The sequence below is a fragment of the Streptobacillus canis genome, from assembly GCF_009733925.1.
GTDB lineage: Bacteria > Fusobacteriota > Fusobacteriia > Fusobacteriales > Leptotrichiaceae > Streptobacillus > Streptobacillus canis.
Window position 1 is genome coordinate 86,850 of record NZ_WOEI01000001.1, and the last position, 24,573, is coordinate 111,422.

Below are 24,573 nucleotides of genomic sequence, written 5' to 3' on the forward strand. Positions count from 1 at the left end.
ATGCAAAGTTATGAATATATTATTATTACAGATAAGTATAATATTGATTTTATAAATAAAGTTGTTGAGGCTTATGAAGGTCTAGCAATAGTAAGAACGCTAGATAGAAAAGAAGGTTTAATAAAAATACTAACAAATACTTTCTTTGTAAATGATGTTAACTTGCTGCTTGAAAAATTTAAGAAAAATGGAATAGAAATAAAAGTTCTTGAAGAAAGAATATGGGAAGGAGAATTGTAGTGCAAGATTATTACTTAGAATTAGTTAATTTCTGGCTTGAAAATTTAACAGGTTCAAGAGAAAACTACGAAATTAGTGTACAAGTTAAAGAAAAAAATTATTATATTGATATATTTGCTAATAAAAGTGAAATTGGTAAAATTATAGGTAAAAACGGTAAAATTATTACAAGTTTAAGAAATCTTATTGGATCTATTGCAAATAAGAATAAAGATAATGTAACAATTAAAGTTAGTGAGAGTACAAAATAGTTTGGAAGTCTAGTAAAATAGACTTCTTTTTTATTTGTAAATCTTCATAAACTATGGTATAATTTTGATGTAAAAATATATTTTGTAAGGGAGTTTTTATTATGGAAAATAAAGTTACTAAAGGAATTTATCCTGAATCAGTTTTTGGATTTTTTGAAAAAATATCAGAAATACCAAGAGCATCTGGAAAAGAAAAACAAATTAGTGATTGGTTAGTAAATTTTGCGAAAGAAAGAGGTTTTGATGTATATCAAGATCAGTATTTCAATGTAATTATTAAAAAACCAGCAACTCCAGGGTATGAAAAATATCTAACTTTAATTATTCAAGGTCATATCGATATGGTTTGGGAAAAAAATAAAAATGTAGATTTTGATTTTGAAACACAAGGGATTAAACTAAAAGTTGAAGATGGATTTATTAAAGCTGATGGGACAACATTAGGAGCAGATAATGGTATTGCTGTTGCAATGGCTCTTGCTTTACTTGATGCAAAAGATATAGAGCATCCTGCATTAGAAATATTATTAACAACAGATGAAGAAGTTAATATGACTGGTGCTGAAAATATTGATGTAACTAAATTAAGTGGTAAAAAAATGATCAACTTAGATACAGAAGAAGTAGGAGCTATTTATGTAAGTAGTGCTGGAGGAGCAACTATTAAATTAATGACTGAAGTTGAAAATTTCGAATTAGATAAAGATGATAAAGTATATTCATTAGAAATATTAGGATTAAAAGGTGGACATTCTGGAGCAGAAATTCACTTAAAATTAGGAAATTCAATTAAATTATTAATGGAAGCATTAAAACATTTAGAATTAAAACATGAATATCAATTAATCTTATTTGATGGTGGAAATAAAGATAATGCAATACCTAGAGAAGCACATGCATATATTGCAATTAAAGCTTCTAAAGAAGAAATATCTGAATTAATGGATAAATTTATTGCTGTTAAGGTTGAAGAATTTAAAGAAGAAGAAACTAATTTAAGATATGAATTAAATGATGTAACTGAAACTGGACTAAGAAAAATATCTGATAGAGATACAAGAAAGGTTGTTGCATTATATAATAAATTCCCACATGGTGTTAGAACTATGAGTAAAAATATTGAAGGATTAGTACAAACATCATTAAATTGTGGAGTTTTAAAAACAACTGTTGAAGGAAATAAAACAACATTTAAAGTAAATTCTTTATTAAGAAGTTCTAATTTAAAAGAATTAGATGAATTACAAGAATTCCTGATAGAATTAGGTAAAAAATATGAAACTTATGGAGAAAAAGTTCCTTCATTCTATCCATGGGAGTATAAAGAAGATTCTACTTTAAGAGAATTATGCACTAAAGTATTTAAAAATAAATATGGAAAAGAAATTGAAGTTAAAGCAATACATGCAGGTTTAGAATGTGGTATGTTTACTGAAAAAATAAATGATTTAGATGTTACATCATTTGGACCAAATATATTTGGAGCACATACTCCTGATGAAAGATTAGAAATTGAAAGTGTTGCATTAACTTGGGATTATTTATTACAAATCTTAAAAGAATATGATTTAGTTGATTAATCATGAAAAAAAAGTTAAAAATAGATGAAATAGTTGTTGTAGAAGGTAAAGATGATGTAACGAGATTATCTGATGTTATAGATGCAACAATTATCCAGTTAAATGGAAGTGTGGGTTTAAGTAAAGATAAGATTTCATATATTAATGAACTTTCTAAGAAAAAAGATATCTTATTATTTACTGACCCAGACTTTACTGGGAAGAAAATAAGAGAAAAGATAAATAAAAATGTTGAAGGCAATGTTATTAATCTTTTTGTAAGCAGAGAAGAAGCTACAAAAAACGATAATGTTGGTGTTGAAAATATGAATAATGAAAATATTTATAAACTATTCAATGATTATTTATCAAGTAAAGTAAAAGAAAATAATGATGCTGAAAAATATATTTATAGTATAGATAAACTTTTAGATCATGGTTTAATTGGAGAGAAAGATTCTAAATTAAAAAGAGAAATAATAGGAGATATACTTAAAATAGGATATTATAATTCTAAATCATTATTATCAATGTTGAATTGTATGAATGTTTCATACAATGAATTTAATGAGGCAATATTAATGATGAATAAAAAGTTACAAAAAAAAGAAAAAGTTGGTATTATTTTTGGAAAATTTATACCATTACATATTGGACATGTTAATTTTATTAAATATGCATCAACTGAAGTTGATAAGTTGCATGTTTTATTATGTGTAGAAAAAGATAGAGATTTTAATTTACTTATGAATTCTACATTGCCAAAAATGATGACAGAAAATGATAGATTATATTATTTAAAAAAGGAATTAGAAATGTTACCTAATGTAGAAGTACATGTATTAAGAGAAGAAGGTATAGCCTATTATCCTAATGGATGGAAAGATTGGACTGATAGAGTAGCAGAACTATTAAGAGAAAAAAATATAAAAATTAATACAGTGTTTACAAATGAAATAGAAGATAAAAATAATTATGAAAAATATTTTGTTGATGAAAGTGTATTTTCAAAAGAATTAGATATACATTTAACAGATCCAAATAGATTTGAATATAATGTTTCCTCTACAAAAGTTAGAGGAGATTATGAAAAATATAAGACTTATTTACCTAAATCTTTACAGGATTTCTTTGCTAAATAAAAAACTAATAAAAAATGTTGACAAATACAGCATCTTATGATAGAATTAGAAAGCTGATAAGAAATCAGTATCTGTATTACCAATACAAATTTTTATATTGGGAGGAATGAAAAATGAGAGTACAAGTTATTTTAGAATGCACTGAAACAAAGTTAAGACATTATGTTACAACTAAAAATAAAAAAACTCATCCAGAAAGAATTGAGTTAAGAAAATACAACCCAGTGTTAAAAAGATATTCTCTTTACAGAGAAGTAAAATAATTATTTAAAATAGGCCAGTAGTTCAATGGTAGAGCGTCGGTCTCCAAAACCGAATGTTGTAGGTTCGAGTCCTATCTGGCCTGCCATTTTAAGAATATGGAGTTAATATATGAAAAAAGAGAAAATGAGTTTATTTAATCAAATAATAGCTGAGTATAAACAAGTACAATGGCCAACTAAGGCTGAAGTGTTTCAAGTTACTATAGTAGTATTATTAATAACTTTATTTATTTCTTTGATGATATTAATATTTGATTTTGGCTTTACAACATTGATGGATAGATTTTCAAGTATTGTAAAATCACTATTTAGTTAGGGGGCTGAAGGCTGATGATAATAGAAAATAAAGAATATGTTAAAAAATGGTATATAATTCATACTTATTCAGGATACGAAAAGAAAGTAAAAACTGATTTAGAAAAAAGAATTATGTCAGAAAATTTAACTGATAAAGTTTTTAGAATATTAGTACCTGAAGAAAAAGTATTTGAAGAAAAAAAAGGTAAAATGGTACCTGTATTTAGAAAAATATTTCCAAGCTATGTACTAGTTGAAATGTTAACTTTTAGAGATGTAACAGAAGATTCTGTAAGTTATAGAGTAGATAGTAGAGCATGGTATATAATACGTAATACAAATGGAGTAACAGGATTCGTTGGTGTTGGATCAGATCCATTACCAATGGATGAAAAAGAAGTTGAGGATATTTTCAGTAAAATGAGTAATGAAGACTTCCAAGAAAAAGTTGATTATGAAGTAGGAGACTATGTTAAAACTTTAGATGGAGTTGAAGGTACTGTAGAATTTATAGATTATATCGCTAAACAAGTTAAAATAGTAATTCAAGTAGGAAGTAGACCTACAACATTAACTTTAGGATTAAATGAAGTTACTAAATTTTAGAATTATATAGTAATAAAAGTGGGAGATTTAATATTCAGTTACCACAAAGGAGGAAAATAGAAAATGGCTAAAAACAATAAAGAAGTCGTGGATAAAGTAAAATTACAATTAAGCGCTGGTAAAGCAAATCCTGCACCACCAGTAGGGTCAGCATTAGGACCAAAAGGGATAAACATTCCTGAATTCTGTAAACAATTTAATGCACAAACTCAAGATAAACCTGGATTTATTATTCCAGTAGAAATTTCAATCTATGCAGACAGAAGCTTCAGCTTTGTGTTAAAAACACCACCTGCATCAGATTTATTAAAAAAAGCAGCTAAAGTTGAAAGAGGAGCACAAAACTCTGTTAAAGAAGTAGCTGGAAAAATTACAAAAGCTCAATTACAAGAAATTGCAGAAACTAAAATGCCTGACTTAAATGCAGCATCAGTTGAAGCAGCTATGAACGTTATTGCTGGAACAGCAAGAAGTATGGGAATTAAAATAGAAGACTAATAACAAGAAATTAAGTGGGAGATAAGATTTTCAATTACCACAAAGGAGGAAAAAAATAATGTCAAAAAAAGGGAAAAGATATAATGAAATTTCTCAAAAAGTAGATAAATTAAAAATCTACACACCAGAAGAAGCTTTAGAATTAGTATTTGATACAAAGAGTGCTAAATTTGTAGAAACAGTTGAATTAGCAATTAGATTAGGAGTAGATCCAAGACATGCGGATCAACAAGTTAGAGGTACAGTAATCTTACCTCACGGAACTGGTAAAACAGTTAGAATATTAGCAATAACTTCAGGAGAAAACATCGATAAAGCATTAGCTGCAGGAGCAGATTTTGCTGGAGATGAAGAATACATTAACAAAATTTCTGCAGGATGGATGGATTTTGATTTAGTAATCGCGACTCCAGACATGATGCCTAAATTAGGAAAATTAGGAAGAGTATTAGGAACTAAAGGATTAATGCCTAACCCTAAATCAGGAACAGTTACTACTAATATTTCTCAAACAGTTGAAGAATTCAAAAAAGGTAAAGTTGCATTCAAAGTTGATAAATTAGGATCAATTCACTTACCAATTGGAAAAGTAAATTTCGAAAAAGAACAAATAGTTGAAAACTTTAAAGTTGCATTAGGACAAATAATTAAATTAAAACCTGCAACTTCAAAAGGGCAATATTTAAGAACAGTTGCTATCTCATTAACTATGGGACCTGGAATCAAAATTGATCCATTATTAGCTGCTGGATTCTCAAACAAATAAGAAAAAAGTTATTAAATAAAAATTGAAGACATTATGTCTTCTTTTTTTTGTAAAAAAATAGAGAGTTTTTATACTCTCTACATATTTTTTGCAAATAAATATTCTTTACTTTGACTATATTCAATAATTAAATTATACTTTTTAAAATGATCATCTATTAATGTATATATTAAAGGATCAACACTTGTAGTTATTCTTGTACCATCTAAATTCTTTAATTGTAGGCAGCTAGCGCCACATGCATCCTTTAGTGATAATTTATATCCATATTCAAACAAAATCTTGTTAGCTTCAATAATATGGTCAAATATCAATGCCATTATTTAGTACCGAAGATTCTATCTCCAGCATCTCCTAATCCTGGATAAATATATTTGTGTTCATTTAATCCTTTGTCAATAGAAGCGATATATAAATCAACATCATCATGTTTATCTTTTATTGCAAGTATTCCTTCAGGGGCTGCGATAATTGATAATACAGATATGTTTTTAACCCCTATTGATTTTAAATAGTCAATAGTATATATTATTGATCCTCCTGTTGCAAGCATAGGGTCAACAATTAAAACTTTACTTTCAGTTACGTTAGAAGGCATTTTAGCGTAATAATATACAGGTTCAAATGTTTCTTCATTTCTATAAACACCTAAATGTCCAACTTTTGCATTTGGTATATGTGCTAACATTGCATCTACCATTCCTAATCCTGCTCTTAAAATTGGTACTATAGTAACAGGTTCGTCTAATACTTGTGTAGTTGTTTCTTGTATTGGTGTTTTTACTGTAATATTTTTTAATTTTAAATCTTTTGTTGCTTCATAAACCATTAATGATGCAATTTCATTTAAACTTTCTCTAAATAATTTAGTGTCTGTTTCTTCATTTCTTAAAATTGATAATTTGTGGCTTATTAGTGGGTGTTTGTATTCAAAAATTGCCATAATTTTCCTCCTATATATGTTTTTTTGATTTTAAAAAAACAGAATTACTGAAAGAGTAATTCTGTATTATATTATAAATTGTATTTTTTCTTAAACTTATCAACTCTTCCAGTTTCATCAACAAATTTAGATTTACCTGTATAGAACGGGTGAGAAGTAGAACTTATTGCTACTTTAACAACTGGATATTCTTGTCCTTCAAATTCAACAGTTTCTTTAGATGCTTTAGTAGATTTTCCTAAGAATCTTTCCCCATTACTTGTATCTTCAAAAACAACTAATCTGTATTCTGGATGTATACCTTTTTTCATGTTACGGACTCCTTTCATAAAACTTATATAATTTATGAATATATTTTAACACTTATATTTGTGTATAAATATACAAATGAGTAGCTTATGCGTTTAAAGCTTGAACTTTAGTAGCTAATCTTGATTTAGTTCTTGATGCAGTATTTTTTTTCATTACACCTTTTGAAACTGCTTTATCAAGCTCTTTATAAGCTACAGATAATGCTGCCTTAGCATCATCAATATTTTTAGAATCTACTGCTGCTAATACTTTTTTAACAAAAGTTTTTACTCTACTTTTAACTGCTTGGTTTCTTAATCTATTTCTTTCACCAATCACGATTCTTTTTTTAGATGATTTAGTATGTGCCATTCTGTTTTCCTCCTTTATACACAATTTAACAAGTTATTTTAACATTTTTAACAGTTAAAATCAAGTCTTTTTTTATTATTTTTTATTTGATATAATTTTATTGGGTGAAAATATGATAGAAAATATATATACTAGACTTTATTCTGAGTTTTCTTTTGAAAAAAGAGAAAATCAAATTAAAATGTCTAAAATAATAAAAGAGGGTATTGATAATAATATACCGGTATTATTAGAAGCTGAAACTGGTTCTGGTAAAACTCTAGGTTATTTAATACCATCAATAGATTTTGCATTAACAGAAGGTAAAAATATTGTTATTTCGACTAATACTTTAAATTTACAAGATCAAATACTTAATAAAGAATTACCGTTATTGAAGAATATTTTTGGTGAAGACTTAAAATATACTTTAATTAAAGGTAGAAATAATTATGTATGTAAGAGAAAATTACAAGAATTAGTTATGAAATCAGAAGATGATAAATATATAGAACTTGTAGATACAATAAAAAACTCAATAACAGGAGATAAAAGTGATATTAAATATAGGATAGCAGCTGAATTGTGGAATGAAATAAAGTCAGATAAAGATACAACTTTTTCAACAAAATGTCCATTTTACAAGTCATGCTATTTTTATTCGTCTAGAAATAAGAATGAGAACTGTAATGTTTTTATCGTAAATCACCACATTTTATTATTAGATTTCATAATTAAACAAGAAGGTAATATAGGTCTAATCCCTAATTATGACTTAGTAGTAATAGATGAAGCACATAATTTAGAAGCAATAGTTAGAAAATATTTTTCATTAACTTTTAGTTTTAAAGAAGTATTTAAAATTATAGGACAATTATATTCTAATAATGTGAAAGATATTTTAAATGCAGGTTTAATACCTAGGATAATAAATAATATTGCTAATGGTACTAGTGATTTAGTTGCAGATGAACTTAAAGACCTTTTCTATAACAACATCAATAAAATATATTATGATTTGGTTGAATTAAGAAAACGTATAGTAAGTAAATATAAAAATTTAACACAAAGTGGAATTCTTACTAAAGATATTGGAAGTTTAAATGTTACTGATATTTTAGAGAATGTTTTCAGCTCAAATTTAATTTTAAAAAAAGAAATTTTAAGATTAACTCAATTCTTAGAAGAAAGAGATGACTTTGATAAAGATAATTTAAGATTATTAGTAAATAATATATATACAAATTTAGATTTTTACTTAAATGTGTTACAAGAAATATTTACTTTAGATTTTGAAAAATATATTTATTGGATTAATTTGGAAAATGATAACGTATTTCCAATATTAAATGCAACACCATATACAATTTCAAAAGCATTTGGTGAGAATTTTATTGAAAAGATAAGAAAAGTAATAATGGTCTCAGCTACATTAAGTGTAAGCAATAGTTTTAAATATATTAAAAATAATCTTGGTATAGAAGAAGTTATAGAAGGAAATATTCCGTCAGAATTTGATTATAAGAATAATATGAATATTTTTTTACCTAATAATTTACCATTACCAAATGAAATTAAGTTTAATGAAATGGCTGCTGAATTTATTCATGAGTATGTTGAAAAAAATAATGGTCAAACATTTGTATTATTTACATCATATAAAGATTTAAAATATGTTAGTGAATATTTGAAAAAGAAAAGTAGTAAATTAAATGTTTTAACACAAGGTGAATTTGAAAGGATGGAGTTATTAAAAATATTCAAAGAAAATGAAAATAGTATATTACTTGGAACAGATAGTTTTTGGGAAGGTGTAGATGTACAAGGAGAAGCACTAAGTAATGTTATAATATTTAAACTACCATTTCAAGTTCCTGATGATCCAATAGTTAGTAGTATTTGTGAAAGATTAAATGCAATAAATCCAAATAGTGCATTTAGAGAATATCAATTGCCATATGCAGTACTTAAAATGAAACAAGGTGTTGGTAGACTAATTAGATCAAAAGAAGATAGAGGTAATGTAATTATTCTTGATAAAAGAATACATCAAAAAGGATATGGTAAGACTATATTAAAATCTTTACCTAATGCAAATATTGAAATATTAGATTTAGAAGATATACTAAGTAAATAGATTTTATATCATTTTTATGGTATAATATATTAATATTATAGAAGTTGAGGTACAGAAATGAAAATTAACTTTTTAGGTAAAACATTACAAATAAATATATCAGATAATAAAAAAGAAAATAATGAATATTTTATAAAAAAACTTTTTAAACAAAATGTAAATAGAAGAGTATTTATGTATATTCTTACTGTTGCAATTTTCTTTGTTTTTATGGTAGTTAATAAAAATTCAACTAACTATGCTATAGGAACTATAGCTAAAAACGATGTTATTGCACATAAAAGCATAAGTTATACAAAAGATATACTTGATGATGAACTAAAACAAAAAATAAAACAAAATACAGCTCCTGAATATGATGAGATAGAAGATGTTGCTAAGAATCAATTAGATAGATTAGATCAATTTTTACAAAATGTTAATCAGATTGATTTAAATAGTGATAAACAAATTTTAGAATTTATAAAAAGCAATAACTTGAATTTAAGTATACAGGAAGTAAGAACAATTGGTATAAGTAAAAGTGTTAAATACTATTTATTCTTATCTAATGTTTTAGATGAAATTTACCAAAGTGGTATAGCACATAAATCGGATTTCAATAAGATTTTAGCAGAAAAACAAATAGTATTAACAGATGAAGAAAAAAATCTTTTAATGAACTTTATAGAACCTAATTTAGAAATAAATAAATTTAAAACACTTGCAAAAATTGAGAAAAATATGGAAAACCTTAGAAATAACGTTGTTGTTATTGAAAAGGGAGATGTAATACTAAAAGAAGGTAATTTAATTACCGATGCAATTTATGATAATCTTAAAAATTTAGGATATGTTAATAAAAGTGATGGGTTAACAAGAATAATAGGCGAAATAATACTTTTTGTTATTTTAGCAGGAATTTTCTTTAATTATGCGATAAAGTATTTGAAAGATGACTTTATGTCTATGTCATTTTACCCTATGATATTAACATTAATTTTTAGTAATACAATGTACTTATTCTTATACAATAATAATAATCTTAAATATTTTGTACCATACCTTTTAACAGCAATTATAGGGAGTGTACTAGTTAAAAATTGGATATTTACTATTTCTTTAATAACGTTTAACTACATATTTGTATTACAAGATCTTAAATGGTCAATAGCAGTTATATTTTTAAGTCTATTAACAATTTATATCAATAAATCAGTAATTAGTAGAAATGAAATAGTTAAAAATAGTATTTATATTGGAATGATACAAAGTTTTGTTGTATTTGCTTTAGGATTAATTTCAAATATTGACCTTATTCAAATTATTCCTACAGTAATTATAACTTTAATATCAGGATTAATAATGGGGATATTCTCATTAGGTTTATTACCGTATTTTGAAAATACATTTAAAATACTAACAGACATTAAATTATTAGAGTTATCTAATTTCTCTAATCCTTTATTAAAGAATTTATTATTAACAGCGCCTGGAACCTTCCATCATAGTTTAATGGTAGGAGCTTTAGCGGAAGCAGGGGCTGAAGCAATTAATGCAAATCCAATATTATGTAGAGTTGCTTCATATTATCACGATATTGGTAAAATGAAGAGACCTGAATATTTCGTTGAAAATCAATATGGTATTGAAAATCCACATAATAATTTAAAAGCTACGCTTAGTGCTTTAATAATTACTTCTCATACAAAAGATGGATATATTTTAGGAAAACAATACAATTTACCAAATGAAATATTAGATATTATTTTATCTCATCATGGTACAACTTTAGTACAATATTTTTACTATAAGGCTTTAGAGAATAAAGAAGCAGTTATAGAAAGTGATTTTAGATATGAAGGTCCAAAACCTACAACAAAAGAATCAGGTATAATAATGATGGCAGATACAATAGAAGCAGCTGTAAGGGCTAATGCAGATAAAAGTACTGAAAATATTGAAAAAGTAGTTAGATATTTAATTAAATCAAAATTTGAAGATGGACAATTATCACAATGTGATATGACTATGGAAGAAATAGAGAAAGTTACAAAAGCATTCTTAAATATAATTCGTGGAATTTATCATGAAAGAATACAGTATAAGAAAGGAAATTAATATGTTAGATTTAGATATTAGTTATCAAGATGTTGAAAAAAGGGAATACATCAATGAAGAAAAAATAATTGAATTTGCTGAATTTGTTATCATACATGAAAGAGAAGATTTTTCTGAAAAAGACTTATATGTATCATTATTACTAACTAACAATGATAATATTCAAGAGATTAATAAAGAATATAGAGAGAAAGATGCACCAACTGATGTAATTTCATTTGCATACAATGAAACAGAAAATTTTGGTGGTGTAGAAGTAATAGGAGATATTGTTATTTCTTTAGATAGAGTGGAAGAACAATGTAAAGAATATAACCATAGTGTAGTACGTGAATTTTATTATGTATTAGTTCATGGATTATTACATATTTTAGGTTATGATCATATAGAAGAAGAAGATAAAAAAATTATGAGAGAAAAGGAAGAATTTTATTTATCTGAATTCAATTATACGAGGGAAATATGAATAATAAAAAACAATCACAAATAGAAAGTTTTAATAATGCAATTAATGGTATACTTCATGCAATAAAAAATGAATTTCATATGAAAATACATATTTTCTTTGCAATAATGGTATTAATATTAAGTTTGATTATAGATATTAGTAAATTTGAGATTATGCTTATAATAATAATGATTACGTTGGTAATTTTTGCAGAACTTATTAATACAGCTTTAGAGAAAATAGTAGATTTAGTTTCACCAGAATATAGTGAAGTAGCTAAAATTGTAAAAGATGTATCTGCAGGGGCTGTACTAGTTAATGCAATTGGTTCTTTATGTGTTGGATATTTAGTATTTTATGATAGACTAATTGCCTTATACTTTAATGGAGATAATTTCTTTAAATTAGTAGGAAGAATTGGTAATGTAACTATGATAATTTTAACTTTAGTTTCGTTAGCAGTAATTTTAATAAAATCATATTTAAAGAAGGGAACATCACTTGAAGGTGGTATGCCAAGCGGACATTCTTCTATTGCTTTTGCAATGTTTGCAATAGTCTTATTTTTAACAAGTAATCCTAGAATAATTACATTGGTATTTTTAATGGCAATTTTAGTTGCACAAAGTAGAGTAAAATCAAAAATACATACAGTTGAAGAAGTTGTTGTAGGGGCTATTTTAGGTTTTGGAATTAGTTTTTTAATTTTAGAATTATTATATAAATTTGGAACATTAATAAATTAGAGGAGAGAGAAAGATGATTATTTTTGGACACAAAAATCCTGATACAGATACTATCTGTTCAGCTATTGTTTATTCACATTTAAAAATGGATTTAGGAGTGAATGCAGAACCTAAAAGATTAGGAGATTTAAATGAAGAAACAAAATTTGTATTAAATTATTTTGGTGTTGAAGCACCTGAATTAATTGATAATGTTGCTGGTAAATCAGTAATACTTGTTGATCATAATGAAAGAACTCAAACTGCAGATGGATTTGAAGATGCAAAAGTTTTAGAAGTAATAGATCACCATAGAGTAGCTAATTTTAACGTTTCAGATCCATTATACATGAGACTTGAGCCAGTTGGTTGTACAGCAACTATATTATTTGATATGTATAAAGAAAATAATATTAAACCATGTAAAAAAATGGCTGGATTAATGTTAAGTGCTATAATTTCTGACACTTTATTATTTAAATCACCAACATGTACACCAAAAGATGTTGAAGCAGGAAAAGCATTGGCAGAACTTGCTGAAGTAAATTTAGATGAATATGGATTAGAAATGTTAAAAGCTGGAACTAATTTAGGTTCTAAAACAGAAGTAGAATTATTAAATATGGATATGAAAATATTTGAAGTTTCTGATGTAAGAATGGCTATTGCACAAGTTAATACAGTAAATGAAGCAGAAATGTTAGAAAGAAAAGAAAAATTATTAGTAGAAATGAATAATTTATTAGAAAAAGAAAGTTTAACATTTGTTTTATTTGTAATTACAAATATATTAACTAATGATTCATTAGGATTAGTAGTTGGTAATAATACTGAAATAGTAGAAAAAGCATTTAATGAAAAAGTAAATGATAACACTATAGTTTTAAAACAAGTAGTATCAAGAAAGAAACAAGTAGTTCCACCATTAACAGATGCAATAAATGCAAGATAAATTAATACTTGCAATAATTTTGAAGGTGTGATATAATAACTTTGAATTTATACTAAGAATATATTTTTGCCAAATATATGCTTGGTTTAAATAATATATATTTAGGAGGAAATAAAATGGCAATGAAACCAAAATCACAAATTATCGCAGAATTTGGAAAAGATGAAAAAGACACAGGATCAGCTAACGTACAAGTAGCAATATTATCAGAAAGAATAGCTCACTTAACTGAACACTTAAAAGTTCACTTTAAAGATGTTCACTCAAGAGCAGGGTTATTAAAATTAGTAGGAAAAAGAAGAAGATTATTAAACTACATCAAAAATAGAAACTTAGATGAGTATAGAGAATTAATCGAAAGATTAGGAATTAGAAAATAATAAAAAGGAACGTAAAGTTCCTTTTTAAATTTAAATAATGGAGTAACAATGAGAAGAAGAGGATTAAGTTTAACAGAAGGAAGTATAGGGGTAAATCTATTTAGATTGGCTTTACCAATAATCTTAACTTCTTTAATGTCAATATTGTATAACTTAACAGATATAAAATTTATTAGCTCATATTTAGGTGATGATTCTGTAAGTTCAGCTACAGCAGCAAGTTTTTATATTAGTTTAAGCTATGCATTATTATTTATTACAAAAAATAGTGCACAAATATATGTAGCACAATCTATAGGTGCAAATAGAAAGAATTCAGCTAAAAGATACGCTAGAGTATCTTTAATAATATCGGTTGTATTTTCATTAATATATGGATTATTTACATATATTTTTGCAGAGTATTTAATTAGAATGGTAGGAGTAAAAAGTCCAAATTATTTATATCCAGCAGTAGATTTTTTAAGAATATCTTCATTTGGGTTTACGTTTTTATTTTTATCACAAAATTTATCAGCAATAATTAATGGAGAAGGAGATACATTAGGTCCATTTATATTTTTATCTTCAGGAGTAATATTAAATATATTTTTAGATTATATATTTTTAGGAATTTTTCCCTTTGGTATAAAAGGTGCTGCGATTGCAACTGTATTTTCACAATTATTATCAGTAATCTTTTTATTTTTATACTTAAAGAGAAGAAATTCGGTATTTAGAAATATGAAATTCTTTAAATTAGACGATTTGAAGTACTATAGGAAGATAATAAGACTTGGACTACCTAGTGGTATTAGTCAGGCCTTATTCACGTTTATTTCGATAATTATAGCTAAGATGATTGCAGATGTTGATGAAAGTATTTTAGGAGTTCAAAGATTAGGTATACAATTTGAATCATTTTCATGGAATATAGCAGGAGGTTTTGCTGCTGCAGTTGCAACATTTATTGGGCATAATTATGGAGCTGGGAAATATGATAGAATACTTAAAATATATAAGGTATCAATAATGAGTATTTCAGGATTTTGTTTAATACTTACAGCTATTTTTGTATTCTTCGCAAGACCTTTATATTCAATGTTTTTCACAGATACAAAATTAATCGAAGAAGGTGTAAAATATCTTACAATTATAGGACTTGCACAAATACCTCAAGGAATTGAAATTATAACTACAGGAGCATTTAATGGTGTAGGTAAAACAAAAGAACCTAATATAATAGGTATAGTTGGTACAAGTTTAAGAATACCAATAATAATGATAACCTTACCAATTTTCGGGTTATTAGCAATATGGTGGACTATACATTTTTCTATGGTATTTAAAGGAATTGTATCAATAGTAGTATTTATAATAGCTTGGAAAAAACAAATGGAATTTATGAAAATAACGTTAGAAATATAAAGGGGGTATAACCCTCAATTTAGTGTTGTATAAAAATATGAATTTTAATAAAAAAATAAATTATTATAAAAAAAATTGGAGGATTCTAAAAATTTCTAGAATTCTCCATTATTTTTTGAGCTATTTCAGAACAGCCCTTTTATTTTTTTAGTACGCTTTTAGAACGCTTTTACTTTTTCAAAACCCTCAAACCCTTATAAATGCTACACTTTTATAGTTTAAATGGCGTACCTAGTAGGAGTCGAACCCGCAACCTTTTGATCCGTAGTCAAACGCTCTATCCAATTGAGCTATAGGTACAAATAAAAAAAATGGCGGACAAGGTGGGATTTGAACCCACGATCCAGGTTTATGCCCGGATGCTTCCTTAGCAGGGAAGTGTATTCGGCCTCTCTACCACTTATCCACACGATATATCTCTTTTAGACTTAATAAGTATACTATATTTTTTTTGTATTGTCAATATAAAATGTGTTATAATAAATAAAAAAAAGAAAGAAGGCTTATATGAAAAATTTAGTTGATACTCATTTACATTTATATAGTGAACTTTATGAAGAAAATAGACAAATAATAATAGATGATATGAAAGATAAATTAGATTTTGCAGTAAATATCTCTTGTGATATGGAGAGTACCTTAGAGTCTATTGAATTTGCAGAAAAATATGAATTTATGTATGCTACTGTAGGTTATCATCCATGTGATATTTCTAAATATAATGAAGCAGACATGAATAAAATGTTAGATTTTGCAGTTAATCACCCAAAAGTAGTTGCAATAGGAGAAATTGGTTTAGATTATTATTGGATGAATGATCCTAAAGAAGAACAAGAAAAATATTTTAGATTGCAAATTGAAAAAGCTATTGAAGTAGATAAGCCTATTGTAGTTCATACAAGAGATGCTTTAGAAGATACAATAAGAATTATAAATGAATATCCGAAAGTTAGAGGAATATTACATTGTTATCCAGGAACTTTTGAAATGATAGAACATCTTCTGGATAGATTTTATATTGGTATAGGTGGAACAGTAACATTTAAAAATAATAAGATTACACATGAATTGGTTAAAAAAATAAGTATAGATAAAATTGTTCTTGAAACAGATTCTCCATATTTAACACCAGTACCATTTAGAGGTAAATTAAATAATCCTACATATGTGTCTTATGTTGCTGAAAAAATTGCTGAATTAAAAGAAATGAAAGTGGAGGAAGTAAAAATAAAAACAACTGAAAATGCAATGAAGGTGTATAATGTATGTATAAAATAGGCGTAGATATAGTTGAGGTAAAAAGAATAGAAAATGCTATTTTAAGAAGTGAATTTTTTTTGAAAAAAATTTTTAGTGAAAAAGAGATTGAATATTGTGAGAGTAAAAAAAATAAATATGAATCCTATAGTGCAAGATATGCTGCAAAAGAAGCGTATTTAAAAGCAGTGGGAAGTGGAATAACGGATATTAACTTAAAAAAAATTGAGGTAATAAATGATGAAGAAGGCAAACCTTTTTTATATGTAGATGGTAAATTAATTGAGGGAGATTTATCATTAAGTCATACAGAGACATTAGCAATAGCAAATATAGTATTAAAAAAATAGCATTTTCAAAAATGCTATTTTTTATATTACTTCATAACCTAATTTTTTTGATATTTTTTTAGAACATTCTTTTATTTTTTCAACGAAGAATGCTTTGGAATTTTCTTTTTCTGATAGTGGTATCGAAATACTTATAGCACCACATACTTCAGCTCTTGCATTAAATATTGGGCATCCAATACAATATAAGCCTAATTCATATTCTTCATATTCTACAGCATATCCATTCTTTTTAACTAATTTTAAATTATCCATTAGTGTATCAAGATTAACTATAGTTCTTGCAGTGTATTTTATGATATCAGTTTGATTCCAGATATTTTTGATATCTTCTTCACTGCAATATGCAAGTATAGCTTTACCAGCAGAAGTACAGTGCATAGGAGCACGTCTACCGATTTTAGACCATTCCATAGTATTAGAAGTATTTTCTGGAGCAAACTTATCGATATATAAGATTTGACTACCATCTCTAATAACTAAATGTATAGTTTGGTTAGTTTCAACTGCAAGTTTTGTGATGTAGCTTTTTGCTGGTTGTGCAAAATCAATATTTTGAACAACTCTATTTCCTACTCTAAACATTTTGTATGTTAAAGAGTATTGCCCTTTTTTATTTTGCTTAACATATCCATTTTCTTTTAATGAGTGTAGAATACGGAATGTAGTAGTTTTATTTAACTTACTTTTTTTACATAATTCTGATAAAGAAATATTTGTCCCTTGAGATAATATTTCTAGTAAATTCATTGCTCTATCAATTGATTGTACAGACATATTAAATTGTATGATATTACTCATACACTCCTTTCTAGATTAATTATATCTCATAAAATTCTTAAAAGCAAGTATTTATCGGTATTTAGTTGATAAACGTTTGTATTTATGTTAAAATATAAAGAAAATGGAGTGAAAAATTTATGAATAATTTTATAAAAACAACAGTAGAGTCTATTTATGATGAAATTGTATCACATAGAAGGTATTTACATGAAAATCCTGAATTAAGTGAATTTGAGTATAATACATCAGAATATATAATTAAATTTTTAGAAAAACATAATATAGAATACAAAAGGGTTGCAGATACAGGAGTATATGCATATATTAAAAATGGTGAAGGTAAAATACTTGCATTTAGGGCAGATATAGATGCTTTACCTATATTAGAAGAAAGTGATTTTGAAGTTCACTCTAAAAATAAAGGAGTAATGCACGCATGTGGACATGATGTGCATACTAGTGTTCAATTAGGTGTAGCAAAAATATTAGCTAATAATTTAGATAAATGGAAAGGAAGTGTCAAATTCTTTTTTCAACCTGCAGAGGAAACTGTAGGAGGAGCCAAAAGAATGCTAGAAGCTGGAGTTAATGATGATTTTAAAGCAGATGCTATATATGGTTTCCATGTTGCACCTGAAATAGAAGTAGGTAAAGTTGGAATTAAATATGGAAAATTGCATGCAACTTCATCAACATTTGTAATAACAATCAATGGTGTATCATCTCATGCTGCTTTAGCTTATCTAGGAATAGATACAATTGTAATAGGATCAAAAGTAATAGAATTTTTACAATCTATTGTAAGTAGAAGAATAGATGCTAGGGAATGTGCTGTTATAACGGTTGGAACATTTAATGCAGGAACTGCGCAAAATATAGTTGCAGATAAAGCAGTACTAACGGGGACTATAAGAACACTAACACTTGACTTAAAAGAATGGATAGTAAATGAAATAAAAACACAATTACCTAAATTTGTTGAAAGTATGGGTGCAACTATAGATATTAACTTTAAAGATAGCTATATCCCTGTTATAAATAATGATGAAAAAACTGTATTTTTAGAAAAAAATGTCAGAGATATTTTAGGTGAAAATAATTGTGAAATTATTGAAAAATCAAGAATGGATGCAGAAGATGTAGGATATTTCTTAGATGTAATAGAAGGCTCATATTTTAGAGTTGGAATTAGAAATGAAAAGATTGGTGCAATTTATGATTTGCATCATCCAAAATTTAAAGTAGATGAAAGTGCAATAAAAGTTGGAATGATGGTTCAATTAAAAAATGCGTTGGAGTATTTAAATGAAAGTAAATGATATAATTAATGTTAAAATAGAAAAATTAGTTTTTGGTGGGGAAGGAATGGCAAGATATGATAATCTAGTAGTCTTTGTACCTATGTCTGTCCCTGGTGATGAATTAAGTATAAAAATAATATCAGTAAAAAAAACTTATGCAAGAGGTCTAATTGAAAAAATAAATAAACCTTCGGTAGATAGAATATCTACTGATAAATTATCTTTTGAAGACTATTCAGGTTGTGATTTTGCGATGATGAATTATGATGCGCAAATAAAATATAAATCAGAAATTTTAAAAGATATTATGAAAAAAAATGCAAAAGAAGATGTTAAAGATGATATTTATGTAGAAAAATCTGAAGATATTTTTAATTATAGAAATAAAGTTGCTGAACCATTTGTAAAAATTAATGGAGAGATAAAGACAGGATTTTATAGGAAAAAATCTCATGAAATATTTACAAGTGAAGAAGTAAATTTAAGATCTAAAGTTGCAACAGAAGTTTTAGATAAACTATTAATTAAATTGAATTATTTTAAAAGAACTAAAAAAGAATTTAAAGTTTTTAGTGATATTACAAATTCTGGTTTTCTAAAAACTTGTGTAATAAGAAATAACGAAAAAGGCGAAGTAATGTTGGTTATTGTTGTAAATGGTAAATCAGCATTAAATCATTTAAAAAAGACATTATTTGACTTCTATAAAGAAAATGAAGAAGTAAAATCAATATATATATCTATAAAAAATAAAATAGATAATGTAATATTTGGAGATGAATTCATAAAAGTTATAGGTGCTTCATTTATAATTGAAGATATTTTTGGAATTAATTTTAAAATATTTCCTAACTCATTCTTCCAAATAAACAAAAAGCAAACAGAAAAATTATACAGTGAAGCTTTAAAATTTTTAGGTGATTATAGAGAAAAAAATGTAATAGATGCCTTTTCAGGTACGGGTACTATAGCTATGATTATGGCTCAAAAGGCAAATAAAGTTATTGGTTTAGAATTAGTTCCTGAATCAGTAAAAGCTGCTATACACACAAGTTTAGAAAATGATATTAAAAATACAGAATTTATTATAGGAAAAGTTGAAGACACTATTACAAAAGTATTAGAAAATAACAAAATAGACTACATAGTCTTTGACCCTCCAAGAAAAGGAATAGATAAATTTGTATTAGAAAAAGTAAACGAGAGTGGAATTAAAAGATTGGTATATATTTCATGTGATCCAACAACACTTGCGCGTGATATTTCAATTTTAAAAGAGTATGGATATAATTTAAAATTTATAAAAGGTTTTGATATGTTTCCACAAACACATCATATTGAGACTTTAGTTTTAATGGAAAAGGAGTAATATGTTTAAGGTATTAATTTTAGTTGTTTTAGCATATTTAGTAGGTTCTATACCTAATGCTTTATGGATAGGTAAATTATTTAAAAATATAGATGTTAGAGAATATGGTAGTGGTAATGTTGGTTCAACAAATGCTGCAAGAGTTCTTGGATGGAAATTAGGAGTATTAACTTTAATATTAGATGTTTTTAAAGGTGCAGTATTTGTCTTAGTTGCTAAAAAAATGAATTTAGATGATATTTCAATAGTTTTAATTGGAATGGCAGCAATTTTAGGACATAGTTATAGTATATATTTAGGATTTAAAGGTGGTAAAGCTGTTGCTACATCATTAGGAGTATTTTTAGTTTTAGTACCTAAAGTAATTGCTTTATTATTAATTTTATTCTTTGCTATTGTAATTATTACACAATATGTTTCAATTGGTTCAATAAGTTGTGCATTTTTCCTTCCAATTTTAACTTATATATTGTATAATAACTATGTATACACAATTTTTGGTATATTTATTGGTATGATAGTAATTATTAGACATAAATCTAATATTATTAATTTAATAAATAAACAAGAGGCAAAATTTTTTGATAAAGCTAATAAAAAGTGAGGAGTTAGATGAATATATTAATAATTGGTGGTGGAAGCTGGGGGACAGCTTTAACTTACTTATTAGATAAAAAAGGTCATAAATGTTTTCTATGGGAATATAATGAAGAATATAGGAAACAAATGAGAGAAAAAAGAGAAAATGAGAATTTTTTAAAAGGTTTTAAATTAAGTGAAAGCATAGAAATAATTGATGACTATGATGAAATTTTAGAAAAGGAATCTATTGATATAATATTACTTGCAACACCAACGCAATTTTTAAGAAATACTTTATTAACATTAAAACATAGTATGAATAAAAAATATATTTTAGTAAATGTTGCAAAGGGAATAGAAATATCTACAGGACTTACAATATCTAAAATTTGTGAAGAAGTTTTAAGTGATAAAGAATATGAATATGTTTTACTTGCAGGACCTACACATGCAGAAGAAGTAGTAAATAATATGCCTTCTGTAATACTTTCAGTTTCAGAAAATGTTGAGGCTGCGAAAGTTGTTCAAAATGTTTTTAATACGAATACTTTAAGAGTTTATACAGGAACTGATGTAATAGGGTCAGAACTTGGAGGAGCTATAAAAAATTGTCTTGCTATTTGTGCTGGAATTTGTGATGGATTAGGATATGGAGATAATACTAAAGCGGCTTTATTAACTAGAGGTATGAATGAGATAGTATTAATTGGTACAACTCTAGGAGCAAATCCAACTACATTTATGGGATTAACAGGTCTTGGAGATATGATAGTTACATGTACAAGTAAGCATAGTAGAAATAGATATTTAGGTGAACAAATTGGTAAAGGTAGAAAAATGGCAGATATTGTTCATGAAATGAAGATGGTATCTGAAGGAGCTACAACAATTAAAGCACTTTATGAAATAATAAAAGAACATGAAATAAGAACACCGATTTTTACAGCTTTATATGAGTTATTATATGAAGATAAAGATATAAGTACTCTAACACAAACATTTATGGAAAGAGAATTAAGATCGGAATTTTAATGAGGTGGAGATGGAAGAAAATAAAGTAACTAACAGTAATGAAAATAATATTAACCTAATTTCATTATATATTTCAGACTTACAAAGTCACGAATTACTAACTGCTGAAGAAGAGGTTGAATTATTTAAAAGAGTTAGAGAAGAGAATGATGAACAGGCAAAACATTTACTTATCTTATCAAATTTAAGATTAGTTGTATCTGAAGCAAAGAAATTATTAGGTAATGGATTACCATTAATAGATCTAATAAGTGAAGGAAATTTAGGGTTAATTAAATCTATTGATAAATTTGACTATACAAAGGGATTAAGATTTAGTACTTATGCTGTTTGGTGGATTAAACAAACTATAAAAAAAGCCATAGTTAATTTAGGAAGAGATATTAGAATTCCTTCATATAAATATGAACAATTATCAAAAGTAAATAAGGTAATAGAAAGTTATCAAAATGAATTTGGTGATATACCTTCTGCAGAATATATAGCTGAGGTATTAGGTATGAAACCTTCTAAAGTTGTACTGTTACAAAATGAATTCCAAGAAATAATATCTTTAAATGATGCAATTGGAGATAATATATTTTTAGAAGATGTTATAGGACAAAATGATAATGTGGAAGATGATATAATTAGAAATGATCAATTATCTGAAATGTATCATTTACTTGAAGAGACACTTAATTCAAGAGAAAAAGAAATACTTGAATTAAGATATGGGTTAGCAAATAATAAAATTCATACTCTAAAAGAAATAGGTGAAAAATTAAATATCACGAGAGAGAGAGTTAGACAAATAGAGAAAAAGGCAATAACTAAATTAAAGAAGAATTTAGAAGAATATAAATATATGTATTAAGAGGGAGAGTAGTTTATGTTAAATATTAGACTTAATAGAAAAGAATTTCTAAAGAAAATACAAATTGTTGATAATGCAATTGTTGATGATAAAGCTAATGGGATAAATTCAGGTATTTTCATTGAAACACAAGATGATAAATTACTTCTAAAAGCAATGGGAGAAGGATTATACATCAAAGCAGAAATGCCATGTGAAGTTATAGAAAAAGGTGAATTTATAATTAAACATAAATTAATGGAAGAATTTTTAAAACAACTAGATCAAGAAATTATTGAAATAAAAGAAATAAATGGGAAAATTTCCATAATTTCTGGTAAAAGTAGTTCAGAATTTTCAATTTATGAATATGAAAAGAGAAATGAACCAACAATTAATAATGGATTAGAATTCACATTTAAAAGAGAAGAATTATATGAAGATTTAGAAAGAGTTAAATTTGCAGCTTCTGTTAATTTAGATAGATTGGCTGTAAACTCCATTAGATTTGAAATAGATAATACAGGAATTAAACTTGTTTCTTCTGATGCACATAGATTAATATTCTTAAATAAAGAATTTGCTGAAAAAGCTAATTTAGAAACTTTAAGTATTAGTATACCTTTAAGATCTGTAAATAGTTTAACAAAAATAATGAAAATTATTGAAGATGAAACTTTAACTTTTAAATCTGAAGGTACAAGAATATTATTTAAATTTAATGATGTAGAGATTTTAACTAAATTAGTAGAAATTCAATACCCTGATTACAAAACATTATTAAATTCAGTTAGAAATAATAAAAAAGCATTGTTAAATACAAGAGATTTAATAAGTATTCTAAAAAGAGTTTCAGTCTTTGTTAAAGATAACAATGATAAAAAAGATATAGCTATCTTTGAATTTGAAGATAATCAACTAGAAGTTTTAGGAAGTAATGATTTAGCAATTTCAAAAGAGAAAATTAACTGTATTTATGAAGGTGAGAATTTAAGGATTGCTTTAAATGTTAAATATATTTTAGATTATTTATCAACAATTTCTGAAAGTCCTGTTGTAGAGGTTAAGATGTTTGATGAAAGAACACCGGTATTATTAAATGTAGAAAACAATAAGGAGAGTATATATTTAGTAGCACCAACACAAATATAATAAAAAATGTTCTCAATTTGAGAACATTTTTTTTATAATTCTATTTCATTATCAACAGGTGTTTCAACTTTTGTTTCTTCCTTTATTTCAGTTTTATTCTCTGGTGTAGGTGTAATTTCTTTTGGAATTCTAGATTTTTTGAATTCTAATAATGAAATCACAAATAACCCTAAAGTACCAACGAATAGTACTATCCATCCCCATGAATAAGAATGATTTACATTTAATAATTTAACTGTAAGATTTTGGTTAAATACTTGTTTTACTTCCATTCTAAATATTATTGAAACAGTTAAAACTAGAATTAAGTTAACTGTTGCAAAAACAATAGATAATTTCTCTTGTAAAAAATCAGATAAGTAAAATACATACAGTGATAATGCTATTATAACAAAAGCTGCTATAGTTGGTTTTATCCCCAGGTTTACTAAACCTAAAGTAATAGCTTTAGCTTCAAATCCTGATGGGCTAACTGTAACCTTTAATAAAGGTAAAAGCGCACCAAAAGCTGTTGTAATTCCTAAGATTTTTTTAATATTTTTCATATTGCTCCTTT

At 26.1% G+C, this 24,573-nt stretch carries 30 protein-coding genes and 3 tRNA genes; 25 read left to right on the plus strand and 8 right to left on the minus strand.

All coding sequences use genetic code 11. The annotated features are described in order from the left end of the window. The 10 genes from GM111_RS00440 (at position 1) to rplA (ending at position 5,622) form a co-directional block, all read left to right on the plus strand. Positions 1-240, plus strand: a complete 240-nt coding sequence (locus tag GM111_RS00440; RefSeq protein WP_156298927.1) for a DUF4911 domain-containing protein — start codon at positions 1-3, stop codon at positions 238-240. After that, positions 240-491 carry a KH domain-containing protein gene (locus GM111_RS00445; RefSeq protein ID WP_231479739.1) on the plus strand — a complete coding sequence of 84 codons (252 nt, stop codon included), beginning with the start codon at positions 240-242 and terminating at the stop codon, positions 489-491. Before GM111_RS00440 ends, GM111_RS00445 begins: the two co-directional genes overlap by 1 nt. A gap of 101 nt (positions 492-592) precedes the next feature. Next, entirely contained in the window at positions 593-2,071 is a 1,479-nt protein-coding gene (locus GM111_RS00450) for an aminoacyl-histidine dipeptidase (RefSeq protein ID WP_156298929.1), read from the plus strand. Between the two features lie 2 nt (positions 2,072-2,073). Continuing rightward, positions 2,074-3,192, plus strand: a complete 1,119-nt coding sequence (rnmV, locus tag GM111_RS00455) for a ribonuclease M5 (RefSeq protein ID WP_156298930.1) — start codon at positions 2,074-2,076, stop codon at positions 3,190-3,192. A 113-nt stretch (positions 3,193-3,305) separates the two neighbouring features. Beyond that, complete coding sequence (gene rpmG, locus GM111_RS00460) at positions 3,306-3,455, plus strand: 50S ribosomal protein L33 (protein ID WP_012858555.1); 150 nt, start codon at positions 3,306-3,308, stop codon at positions 3,453-3,455. A gap of 11 nt (positions 3,456-3,466) precedes the next feature. Further along, positions 3,467-3,541, plus strand: a tRNA-Trp gene (locus GM111_RS00465). Between the two features lie 23 nt (positions 3,542-3,564). Beyond that, positions 3,565-3,771, plus strand: a complete 207-nt coding sequence (gene secE / locus GM111_RS00470) for a preprotein translocase subunit SecE (RefSeq protein WP_156298931.1) — start codon at positions 3,565-3,567, stop codon at positions 3,769-3,771. A gap of 14 nt (positions 3,772-3,785) precedes the next feature. Next, entirely contained in the window at positions 3,786-4,358 is a 573-nt protein-coding gene (locus GM111_RS00475) for a transcription termination/antitermination NusG family protein (RefSeq protein ID WP_156298932.1), read from the plus strand. Between the two features lie 63 nt (positions 4,359-4,421). Further along, entirely contained in the window at positions 4,422-4,856 is a 435-nt protein-coding gene (rplK, locus tag GM111_RS00480) for a 50S ribosomal protein L11 (protein ID WP_156298933.1), read from the plus strand. Between the two features lie 58 nt (positions 4,857-4,914). Next, positions 4,915-5,622, plus strand: coding sequence for a 50S ribosomal protein L1 (gene rplA, locus GM111_RS00485; RefSeq protein WP_156298934.1), 708 nt, complete (start codon positions 4,915-4,917; stop codon positions 5,620-5,622). A 77-nt stretch (positions 5,623-5,699) separates the two neighbouring features. Here rplA and GM111_RS00490 read toward each other — a convergent pair whose 3' ends face one another. From GM111_RS00490 to rpsT, 4 genes are all read right to left on the minus strand, one after another. Beyond that, on the minus strand, positions 5,700-5,942 hold the full coding sequence (locus GM111_RS00490) for an RDAC family protein (RefSeq protein WP_156298935.1): 243 nt from the start codon (positions 5,940-5,942) through the stop codon (positions 5,700-5,702). Next, on the minus strand, positions 5,942-6,565 hold the full coding sequence (upp, locus tag GM111_RS00495) for a uracil phosphoribosyltransferase (RefSeq protein ID WP_156298936.1): 624 nt from the start codon (positions 6,563-6,565) through the stop codon (positions 5,942-5,944). Before upp ends, GM111_RS00490 begins: the two co-directional genes overlap by 1 nt. Positions 6,566-6,636: 71 nt before the next feature. Further along, on the minus strand, positions 6,637-6,876 hold the full coding sequence (locus GM111_RS00500) for a type B 50S ribosomal protein L31 (protein WP_156298937.1): 240 nt from the start codon (positions 6,874-6,876) through the stop codon (positions 6,637-6,639). An 85-nt stretch (positions 6,877-6,961) separates the two neighbouring features. After that, a complete protein-coding gene (rpsT, locus tag GM111_RS00505) occupies positions 6,962-7,228 on the minus strand; it encodes a 30S ribosomal protein S20 (protein WP_156298938.1) in 267 nt (88 codons plus the stop codon). Positions 7,229-7,340: 112 nt separating this feature from the next. Here rpsT and GM111_RS00510 point away from each other — a divergent pair, with 112 nt between their 5' ends. The 7 genes from GM111_RS00510 to GM111_RS00540 all read left to right on the plus strand — a co-directional run bounded on the left by GM111_RS00510 (position 7,341) and on the right by GM111_RS00540 (position 15,356). Further along, the gene (locus tag GM111_RS00510; protein WP_156298939.1) at positions 7,341-9,344 is read left to right on the plus strand and encodes an ATP-dependent DNA helicase; all 2,004 of its coding nucleotides are present in this window, start codon (positions 7,341-7,343) and stop codon (positions 9,342-9,344) included. 57 nt (positions 9,345-9,401) lie between these two features. After that, positions 9,402-11,444, plus strand: coding sequence for an HD family phosphohydrolase (locus GM111_RS00515; RefSeq protein ID WP_156298940.1), 2,043 nt, complete (start codon positions 9,402-9,404; stop codon positions 11,442-11,444). Position 11,445: 1 nt separating this feature from the next. Then, the gene (gene ybeY / locus GM111_RS00520) at positions 11,446-11,910 is read left to right on the plus strand and encodes an rRNA maturation RNase YbeY (RefSeq protein WP_156298941.1); all 465 of its coding nucleotides are present in this window, start codon (positions 11,446-11,448) and stop codon (positions 11,908-11,910) included. Next, positions 11,907-12,638 carry a diacylglycerol kinase gene (locus tag GM111_RS00525; protein ID WP_156298942.1) on the plus strand — a complete coding sequence of 244 codons (732 nt, stop codon included), beginning with the start codon at positions 11,907-11,909 and terminating at the stop codon, positions 12,636-12,638. Before ybeY ends, GM111_RS00525 begins: the two co-directional genes overlap by 4 nt. A 13-nt stretch (positions 12,639-12,651) precedes the next feature. Continuing rightward, on the plus strand, positions 12,652-13,569 hold the full coding sequence (locus GM111_RS00530; RefSeq protein ID WP_156298943.1) for a manganese-dependent inorganic pyrophosphatase: 918 nt from the start codon (positions 12,652-12,654) through the stop codon (positions 13,567-13,569). A 116-nt stretch (positions 13,570-13,685) separates the two neighbouring features. After that, entirely contained in the window at positions 13,686-13,949 is a 264-nt protein-coding gene (gene rpsO, locus GM111_RS00535; protein ID WP_156298944.1) for a 30S ribosomal protein S15, read from the plus strand. Positions 13,950-13,997: 48 nt separating this feature from the next. Continuing rightward, positions 13,998-15,356 (plus strand): MATE family efflux transporter, encoded by a 1,359-nt coding sequence (locus GM111_RS00540; RefSeq protein WP_156298945.1) that lies wholly within the window; start codon positions 13,998-14,000, stop codon positions 15,354-15,356. 223 nt (positions 15,357-15,579) lie between these two features. Here the strand turns inward: GM111_RS00540 and GM111_RS00545 are convergent. Next, positions 15,580-15,656: transfer RNA gene (locus GM111_RS00545), tRNA-Arg, on the minus strand. Between the two features lie 12 nt (positions 15,657-15,668). Continuing rightward, a tRNA-Ser gene (locus GM111_RS00550) sits at positions 15,669-15,762 on the minus strand. Positions 15,763-15,863: 101 nt separating this feature from the next. Here GM111_RS00550 and GM111_RS00555 point away from each other — a divergent pair. Continuing rightward, positions 15,864-16,634 (plus strand): TatD family hydrolase, encoded by a 771-nt coding sequence (locus GM111_RS00555; protein WP_156298946.1) that lies wholly within the window; start codon positions 15,864-15,866, stop codon positions 16,632-16,634. After that, a complete protein-coding gene (acpS, locus tag GM111_RS00560) occupies positions 16,622-16,963 on the plus strand; it encodes a holo-ACP synthase (protein WP_156298947.1) in 342 nt (113 codons plus the stop codon). The genes GM111_RS00555 and acpS overlap by 13 nt, the downstream gene beginning before the upstream one ends. Positions 16,964-16,984: 21 nt before the next feature. On the opposite strand, the gene GM111_RS00565 is transcribed toward acpS, so the two are convergent. After that, positions 16,985-17,764 carry an IclR family transcriptional regulator gene (locus GM111_RS00565; RefSeq protein ID WP_156298948.1) on the minus strand — a complete coding sequence of 260 codons (780 nt, stop codon included), beginning with the start codon at positions 17,762-17,764 and terminating at the stop codon, positions 16,985-16,987. Between the two features lie 119 nt (positions 17,765-17,883). Between GM111_RS00565 and GM111_RS00570 the strand changes: the two genes are divergently transcribed. The 6 genes from GM111_RS00570 to dnaN are packed head-to-tail and all read left to right on the plus strand — an operon-like array spanning position 17,884 to position 24,017. Beyond that, a complete protein-coding gene (locus tag GM111_RS00570) occupies positions 17,884-19,065 on the plus strand; it encodes a M20 metallopeptidase family protein (RefSeq protein WP_156298949.1) in 1,182 nt (393 codons plus the stop codon). Beyond that, on the plus strand, positions 19,052-20,416 hold the full coding sequence (rlmD, locus tag GM111_RS00575) for a 23S rRNA (uracil(1939)-C(5))-methyltransferase RlmD (protein ID WP_156298950.1): 1,365 nt from the start codon (positions 19,052-19,054) through the stop codon (positions 20,414-20,416). The genes GM111_RS00570 and rlmD overlap by 14 nt, the downstream gene beginning before the upstream one ends. A 1-nt stretch (position 20,417) precedes the next feature. After that, entirely contained in the window at positions 20,418-21,020 is a 603-nt protein-coding gene (plsY, locus tag GM111_RS00580) for a glycerol-3-phosphate 1-O-acyltransferase PlsY (protein WP_156298951.1), read from the plus strand. Between the two features lie 8 nt (positions 21,021-21,028). Further along, positions 21,029-22,030, plus strand: coding sequence for an NAD(P)H-dependent glycerol-3-phosphate dehydrogenase (locus GM111_RS00585; protein WP_156298952.1), 1,002 nt, complete (start codon positions 21,029-21,031; stop codon positions 22,028-22,030). A 10-nt stretch (positions 22,031-22,040) separates the two neighbouring features. Further along, positions 22,041-22,886 (plus strand): sigma-70 family RNA polymerase sigma factor, encoded by an 846-nt coding sequence (locus GM111_RS00590; RefSeq protein WP_156298953.1) that lies wholly within the window; start codon positions 22,041-22,043, stop codon positions 22,884-22,886. Between the two features lie 15 nt (positions 22,887-22,901). Continuing rightward, on the plus strand, positions 22,902-24,017 hold the full coding sequence (gene dnaN, locus GM111_RS00595; protein WP_156298954.1) for a DNA polymerase III subunit beta: 1,116 nt from the start codon (positions 22,902-22,904) through the stop codon (positions 24,015-24,017). Positions 24,018-24,049: 32 nt separating this feature from the next. Here dnaN and GM111_RS00600 read toward each other — a convergent pair whose 3' ends face one another. After that, positions 24,050-24,562 (minus strand): hypothetical protein, encoded by a 513-nt coding sequence (locus GM111_RS00600; RefSeq protein WP_156298955.1) that lies wholly within the window; start codon positions 24,560-24,562, stop codon positions 24,050-24,052. Between the last annotated feature and the right edge of the window lie 11 nt (positions 24,563-24,573).

Coding starts and splice junctions, on each gene's coding strand:
- GM111_RS00440 (WP_156298927.1), top strand. CDS start 1: ATGCAAAGTTATGAATATATTATTATTACAGATAAGTATAATATTGAT.
- GM111_RS00450 (WP_156298929.1), top strand. CDS start 593: ATGGAAAATAAAGTTACTAAAGGAATTTATCCTGAATCAGTTTTTGGA.
- rnmV (WP_156298930.1), top strand. CDS start 2,074: ATGAAAAAAAAGTTAAAAATAGATGAAATAGTTGTTGTAGAAGGTAAA.
- rpmG (WP_012858555.1), top strand. CDS start 3,306: ATGAGAGTACAAGTTATTTTAGAATGCACTGAAACAAAGTTAAGACAT.
- secE (WP_156298931.1), top strand. CDS start 3,565: ATGAAAAAAGAGAAAATGAGTTTATTTAATCAAATAATAGCTGAGTAT.
- GM111_RS00475 (WP_156298932.1), top strand. CDS start 3,786: ATGATAATAGAAAATAAAGAATATGTTAAAAAATGGTATATAATTCAT.
- rplK (WP_156298933.1), top strand. CDS start 4,422: ATGGCTAAAAACAATAAAGAAGTCGTGGATAAAGTAAAATTACAATTA.
- rplA (WP_156298934.1), top strand. CDS start 4,915: ATGTCAAAAAAAGGGAAAAGATATAATGAAATTTCTCAAAAAGTAGAT.
- GM111_RS00490 (WP_156298935.1), bottom strand. CDS start 5,942: ATGGCATTGATATTTGACCATATTATTGAAGCTAACAAGATTTTGTTT.
- upp (WP_156298936.1), bottom strand. CDS start 6,565: ATGGCAATTTTTGAATACAAACACCCACTAATAAGCCACAAATTATCA.
- GM111_RS00500 (WP_156298937.1), bottom strand. CDS start 6,876: ATGAAAAAAGGTATACATCCAGAATACAGATTAGTTGTTTTTGAAGAT.
- rpsT (WP_156298938.1), bottom strand. CDS start 7,228: ATGGCACATACTAAATCATCTAAAAAAAGAATCGTGATTGGTGAAAGA.
- GM111_RS00510 (WP_156298939.1), top strand. CDS start 7,341: ATGATAGAAAATATATATACTAGACTTTATTCTGAGTTTTCTTTTGAA.
- GM111_RS00515 (WP_156298940.1), top strand. CDS start 9,402: ATGAAAATTAACTTTTTAGGTAAAACATTACAAATAAATATATCAGAT.
- ybeY (WP_156298941.1), top strand. CDS start 11,446: ATGTTAGATTTAGATATTAGTTATCAAGATGTTGAAAAAAGGGAATAC.
- GM111_RS00525 (WP_156298942.1), top strand. CDS start 11,907: ATGAATAATAAAAAACAATCACAAATAGAAAGTTTTAATAATGCAATT.
- GM111_RS00530 (WP_156298943.1), top strand. CDS start 12,652: ATGATTATTTTTGGACACAAAAATCCTGATACAGATACTATCTGTTCA.
- rpsO (WP_156298944.1), top strand. CDS start 13,686: ATGGCAATGAAACCAAAATCACAAATTATCGCAGAATTTGGAAAAGAT.
- GM111_RS00540 (WP_156298945.1), top strand. CDS start 13,998: ATGAGAAGAAGAGGATTAAGTTTAACAGAAGGAAGTATAGGGGTAAAT.
- GM111_RS00555 (WP_156298946.1), top strand. CDS start 15,864: ATGAAAAATTTAGTTGATACTCATTTACATTTATATAGTGAACTTTAT.
- acpS (WP_156298947.1), top strand. CDS start 16,622: ATGTATAAAATAGGCGTAGATATAGTTGAGGTAAAAAGAATAGAAAAT.
- GM111_RS00565 (WP_156298948.1), bottom strand. CDS start 17,764: ATGAGTAATATCATACAATTTAATATGTCTGTACAATCAATTGATAGA.
- GM111_RS00570 (WP_156298949.1), top strand. CDS start 17,884: ATGAATAATTTTATAAAAACAACAGTAGAGTCTATTTATGATGAAATT.
- rlmD (WP_156298950.1), top strand. CDS start 19,052: ATGAAAGTAAATGATATAATTAATGTTAAAATAGAAAAATTAGTTTTT.
- plsY (WP_156298951.1), top strand. CDS start 20,418: ATGTTTAAGGTATTAATTTTAGTTGTTTTAGCATATTTAGTAGGTTCT.
- GM111_RS00585 (WP_156298952.1), top strand. CDS start 21,029: ATGAATATATTAATAATTGGTGGTGGAAGCTGGGGGACAGCTTTAACT.
- GM111_RS00590 (WP_156298953.1), top strand. CDS start 22,041: ATGGAAGAAAATAAAGTAACTAACAGTAATGAAAATAATATTAACCTA.
- dnaN (WP_156298954.1), top strand. CDS start 22,902: ATGTTAAATATTAGACTTAATAGAAAAGAATTTCTAAAGAAAATACAA.
- GM111_RS00600 (WP_156298955.1), bottom strand. CDS start 24,562: ATGAAAAATATTAAAAAAATCTTAGGAATTACAACAGCTTTTGGTGCG.